This window comes from Actinomycetota bacterium, from assembly GCA_036280995.1.
Lineage (GTDB): Bacteria > Actinomycetota > CALGFH01 > CALGFH01 > CALGFH01 > CALGFH01.
Genome location: DASUPQ010000225.1, coordinates 1 through 5,122, shown reverse-complemented (window position 1 = coordinate 5,122; position 5,122 = coordinate 1). Strand labels below are relative to the sequence as shown.

The 5,122-nt window shown below is 72.8% G+C and carries 7 protein-coding genes; 4 read left to right on the top strand and 3 right to left on the bottom strand.

The window, feature by feature from the left end; genetic code table 11:
- The first annotated feature begins 270 nt into the window (after positions 1–270).
- Positions 271–741 (top strand): DUF6069 family protein, encoded by a 471-nt coding sequence (locus VF468_07295; protein ID HEX5878111.1) that lies wholly within the window; start codon positions 271–273, stop codon positions 739–741.
- A 460-nt stretch (positions 742–1,201) separates the two neighbouring features.
- Here the strand turns inward: VF468_07295 and VF468_07290 are convergent, their stop codons facing one another.
- On the bottom strand, positions 1,202–1,423 hold the full coding sequence (locus tag VF468_07290) for a hypothetical protein (protein ID HEX5878110.1): 222 nt from the start codon (positions 1,421–1,423) through the stop codon (positions 1,202–1,204).
- A gap of 130 nt (positions 1,424–1,553) precedes the next feature.
- On the opposite strand from VF468_07290, the gene VF468_07285 reads away from it, so the two are divergent.
- Positions 1,554–1,697: a hypothetical protein gene (locus tag VF468_07285; protein HEX5878109.1), complete on the top strand. Its 144-nt coding sequence runs from the start codon at positions 1,554–1,556 to the stop codon at positions 1,695–1,697.
- A gap of 6 nt (positions 1,698–1,703) precedes the next feature.
- Here the strand turns inward: VF468_07285 and VF468_07280 are convergent, their stop codons facing one another.
- Both VF468_07280 and VF468_07275 read right to left on the bottom strand, forming a co-directional pair.
- The gene (locus VF468_07280) at positions 1,704–2,072 is read right to left on the bottom strand and encodes a hypothetical protein (protein ID HEX5878108.1); all 369 of its coding nucleotides are present in this window, start codon (positions 2,070–2,072) and stop codon (positions 1,704–1,706) included.
- Between the two features lie 371 nt (positions 2,073–2,443).
- Positions 2,444–2,812 carry an SPW repeat protein gene (locus VF468_07275; GenBank protein ID HEX5878107.1) on the bottom strand — a complete coding sequence of 123 codons (369 nt, stop codon included), beginning with the start codon at positions 2,810–2,812 and terminating at the stop codon, positions 2,444–2,446.
- Positions 2,813–2,986: 174 nt separating this feature from the next.
- Here VF468_07275 and VF468_07270 point away from each other — a divergent pair, with 174 nt between their 5' ends.
- Positions 2,987–3,877, top strand: coding sequence for a mechanosensitive ion channel domain-containing protein (locus tag VF468_07270; GenBank protein ID HEX5878106.1), 891 nt, complete (start codon positions 2,987–2,989; stop codon positions 3,875–3,877).
- Positions 3,878–3,887: 10 nt separating this feature from the next.
- Complete coding sequence (locus VF468_07265; GenBank protein HEX5878105.1) at positions 3,888–5,102, top strand: DUF2254 domain-containing protein; 1,215 nt, start codon at positions 3,888–3,890, stop codon at positions 5,100–5,102.
- The last annotated feature ends 20 nt before the right edge of the window (positions 5,103–5,122 follow it).

Here is a 5,122-nt window from a genome sequence, read left to right as displayed (position 1 = left end):
GCCTTCGGCCCGCAGGCTGCTTCAGCGGCGGAGCCAGGGATGGCGGTTGCCGTATATGGAGCACGTCGGCTTCACCCTGATTGCGCTGTGGGAGGGGTTCGTGATCGTCCTGGCCATCGACCTCGGGCGCCCGGCTGGCTGGTCGTCGTGCCGGCGGTGCTCGGGTGGTGCTGGGGAACCGGGCCCTGCACCCGGCCGAGGCTCGAGCAGGCGTGTTGCCCTGGACAGCGCACCGGTACTGGACGTTGACCTTGGAAAGGAGCAGGGACGATGAGCTTGTCAGCACGAAGGAGCGCGGGAGTCATCGCCGTCGCGGCGGCCGCCGGCCTCGTCGTCTGGGCGGTCGTCCGGCTGCTCGGCGTCGAGCTGACCGTCAGCAAGGACCCCGACCCGAATCGGGTCGGACCAGTCGAGGTGCTCGTGGCGACGGTGTTGGCCGGCCTGGCGGCCTGGGGTGTTCACCGGCTGCTGGCCCGCAGCGCGAAAACCGCCGGCTGGTGGCCGTTCGTCGGCAGCACCGCCCTCGCCATCTCGATGCTCGGACCCAGCTACCTTGCCGACGGCGCCGCAGCCGTCGCCCTGATCGCCATGCACCTGGTCGTTGGGGGCGTCCTCATCAGGGGGTTTGCCTCCCCGATCGCCCCAACCGTCCTGGCATCGATCCTGACGTCGAGCAGACCTGCTGGCGATGGCAGGGCTCGGGCGCCAGCCCATTCGCCGCGAAACAGGCGCTGCTCGTAGGCGCCGATGGCCTGGTGCTCGTCGGCCGACAGGCCGCCGTCAGCCAGGGAGGGCTCCAGGAATGCGGATGAGTACGGGTCCCGGTGCGGGTTCGTAGGGGCCGCAGGCTGCGGCGGGCCGTGGTCATCGGGCTTGGGGTGCTCGGCCTGGTGCTGCTGGTGTAGGGCTTCGGGATCGAGCCGCGCCTGATTGACGAGGAGCGGGCGCGTGCCGCGATCCCCGGCCTGCCTGCCGGCTGGGGGGGTCGCACGGTGGCGTTTCTGTGCGACGTGCAGGTGGGGATGTGGCTCGGCAACGAGGGCACCACCCGGCGCATGGGTGGCCCGGCTGGTCGAGCGGCCACCGGCTGCCGTGCTGTTGGGCGGGGACGTCGTCTACCACGCGGCCTCCGACCCCGCCCCCAAGATCGCCACCGCCGTCGGGATCGTCCGGCCGCTCGTCGCGGCCGGACGATCCCGACCTAGACGCCCTCGGCGGCACCGCCGACGAGCTCCGCGAGGCGCTGGAGGACGCCGGCATCCGGGTCCTGCAGAACGAGGCCGTGGCGCTGCCGGCGCCATCCGGTGCCGGCGGCCGGCCGCTGTACCTGGTCGGGGTCGGCCCGCACATCCCTGGGCGGGATCGGCCGGCGGTGGCGGTCGCCCAGGTACCGGCGGGCGCACCCCGGCTGGTGTTCATGCACAATCCCGACTCGTTCCCCGCCCTGCCGGCCGGCAGCGCGCCCTGGCCGTCGCCGGCCACACCACAGCGGGCAGCTCGGGCTGCCGCTCCTGCCCGACTGGTCCTACCTGGCGCTGCTGGAGGAGGACGAGGTGCACGTGGACGGCTGGATCGCCGGCTACGGGCGGCCTGGCAACCACCTCTACGTCAGCCGGGGCGTGGGGATGAGCCGGATCCCCGCCCGGTTCAACTGCCCGCCCGAGCTCACCCTCTTCGTGCTCGGCGCCGCTGGCTGACCGGCCTCATTGCTGGTGGCCACCATGGTCGATGATGCTGTCGTCGGTGGCGGTTCCCGGCGCTGGATCGGACCTGGGGTGGTTCCAGGGAATGGCGGAGCCGGGCTCGTCGGGTCGGCGGTGCACCAGGTACAGCAGGCGACGGGCGGCCTCGCCGAGCCGGTCGTCGACCGCGACGTCGTAGCCGTCCGCCTCCAGCATCTCCACGCCGGTCTGGCCCTGCCATCGAGCCCGAAGGGCGGGCACCCCGACCCCGCCCGCGACCCCAACGGCCGCCCACGCCACGGCGCCGCCGGCCGCCAGGACGGTCCCGGCCGGGAGGGCGGGCACGACACCCGCTACCCACAGCCCGAGGAGGCCGCCGATCGCCCCCACCAGCAGCCCCCCACGCGCGGCGCGCCGGAGACGCGCCGGAGAGAGGTGTCGGTGGTGAGGCCGCGTCTCACCATCCGCAGCCCGCGGACCCGGACCGAGACCCGATCGGGCGGGAACCCGTGGGAGACAAGGCTGTCGGCTCCTGCCGGGCGGCCCGGTAGCTGGCATGAGAACCCACCACCATCCCGGCTGGCTCCCGATCGCTGATCGGCTGCATGACGACTCCTCTACACCACTGGTCGCGCACTTCGTCGGCCATGGGTGCTTGCCCGTCGCCGCCGGGCGGGACCAGTCGTCATCTGACCGCGCGGTACGCGAAAGCTTGCCGTAGCGCCTGGCGGCCCCGGTTGATCCCCCTGCCGGAGGCCGGTTCAGCGGGTGTCCAGCGGGAAGCGCCGGTCGTCACGCTCCGGGGACGCGGTGATCAGCGTCATGAACGCGAACAGGGCCACCATCACGGCGATGAACCAGGCGTTGCGGGACGCCGAGCGGAACTCGGTGTAGCCCACCACCCACGGTGAGACGAACAGCCAGATGGCCAGGAGCAGGTTGCCCCACGATGCGCTCGGCGACGACCTGGCCACCGCGAGGGTGGCCACCATGGTGATGGCAAGCCCGGTGACGACTGCGTTCGCTGTCGCCCCGCCGGACTCGGTGAACCCGAGCAGCCAGGGGCTCACCAGCACCCACATGCCGATGGCCACGTTGATCCAGCTCGGGGCGCGTGCGGTCTTGCCCATGGTCGTTGACCTCCCTTGTCTCGGTTGCCAGGACCAGGGTCGCCGCCCGCGAGCCCACCTATCCGCGTCGACAACAGGCCGTCACCTGACCGTTCGCCGGCCGCAACGACGGCGGCGGCCCCGACCGCTACCGTGGTCGGATGGACGTCGCTGGCCCGAGGGCCGGGAGGCAACGTGCTCATCGACCTGCTGCTCGACAACCGGACCGTCCCAGGCAAGCTGGTCAGCACGGCCGCCGTGCTGGCCCTGGCCGTGCTGCTGGCGGTGGCGCTCGGGCGGCTGGCCGCCTGGCGGGTGGCCGACCCCTACAGCCGCTACTACACCCGCAAGGCCGTGCACTACCTGGTCGGGCTGGTGGCGATCGTGGCCGTCGCGCTCATCTGGCGGGCGTTCGCCGGCCGCATCGGCGTGGTCCTCGGCCTGGCCGCGGCCGGGGTGGCTTTCGCCATGCAGGAGGTCATCGGCGCCCTGGCCGGCTGGGTCAACGTCGTCTCGGGGCGTATCTTTCGGGTCGGCGACCGCATCCAGATGGGTGGGGTGCAGGGCGACGTGATCGACCTGACGCCGCTGCGGACCAAGATCCTGGAGATCGGGTCGGCCGCCGAGGACGCCTCGTGGGTCAAGGGCCGCCAGCACACCGGCCGCATCGTGGCCGTGTCCAACAAGGCGACCTTCACCGAGCCGGTCTACAACTACTCGTCGGTGTTCGAGTTCATCTGGGAGGAGCTGACCGTGCCGATCGCCTACCGCAGCGACTGGCGGGCGGCCGAGCGGATCCTGCACCAGGAGGCGGTGCGGGCCTCCGGCGCCGAGGGCGCCGAGGAGGCGATGCGGACCATGACCCGCCGCTACCCGGTGCCGCGGGCCGAGCTGGAGCCGCGGGTGTTCGCCCGCGCCACCGACAACTGGATGGAGCTGTCGGCCCGCTTCGTGGTCCCGGTGCGCACCGCCCGCTCGGTCAAGGACGCCATGACCCGCCGCGTCTGGGACCGCCTGGACGCCGAGGGCATCGAGATCGCCTCCGAGACCGCCGAGGTGACGGTGCGCCAACCCGGTCCGGGCTAGGGTCGCGGTCGTGCGCCCCGCCCACCTTCGAGAGACGGTCCGCTCCAGCTTCTGGCTGGTGCCGGCGGCTTGCGTGGCGGTCGCGATCGGGCTGGCCATGCTGCTGACCACGATCGACCAGCGGCTGGGCCAGGCCGGGTCGCCGCTGGTGTTCACCGGCGGCCCGGAGGCGGCCCGAACACTGCTGTCCACCATCACCTCCTCGATGATCACCTTCACCGGCCTGGTCTTCTCCATCACGGTGGTGGTCCTGCAGCTCACCAGCAGCCAGTTCTCGCCGCGGGTGCTGCGGACGTTCCTGCGCGACCGGGCCAACCAGCTCGCCCTCGGCGTGTTCACGGCCACCTTCGTGTACGCCATGATGGTGCTGCGGACGGTGCGCAGCAGCTTCGAGGGCTCGCCCTTTGTCCCCCAGCTGGCCACCACGGTCGCCGTCGGGCTCGTCCTGCTGAGTGTCGGCATCTTCCTCTACTACATCCACCACATCACCAACTCGATCCGGGCCGCCTCGATCATCGCCGGGATCGGGCGCGAGACCCGGGCGGAGCTGGACCGCCGCTACCCGGAGGACGGCGGCGACCCGGGCCCGCCCCGGCCGGCCTCGGCGCCGGCCCGAACCGTCCCGGCGCCTCGACCCGGCGTGGTCGTGCTGGTGGACGAGCGGTCCCTGGTCCGGCGGGCCGCCGAGGTCGGCTGCGTCCTGGCCCTGGTCCCGCGGGTCGGCGACTTCGTCCCCGCCGGCGCCTCGCTGCTTGAGGTCCTCGGCCGGACCGACGGCTCCGAGGACGACCGCCTGGTCGCCTCCATCAAGTTCGGCCGGGAGCGGACCATGGAGCAGGACGTGGCCTTCGGCTTCCGCCAGCTCGCCGACATCGCCGACCGGGCCCTCTCCCCCGGCGTCAACGACCCGACCACCGCCCTGCAGGCGATCGACCAGCTCCACGACCTGCTGCGGCGGCTCGCCACCCGGCCGTTCCCCACCGGCCGGCTGGCCGACGACGACGGCCGGCTGCGGCTGCTGCTCCCGGTGGTCGGGTGGGAGGAGTTCCTGGCCGTGGCCGTCGACGAGCTGGTGCAGTACGCGGAGGGGTACGGCCAGGTGCTGGCGCGCGTGCGCTCGATGCTGGCCGACCTGGGGGAGGTGGCCCGACCCGAGCACCGGGCCGCCGTCGACCGGCGCCTGGCGGCGATCCGGGACTCGGAAGGCGTCCCGGCCGGCCGCTGACGCCGCTCAGCCCTCGGCGT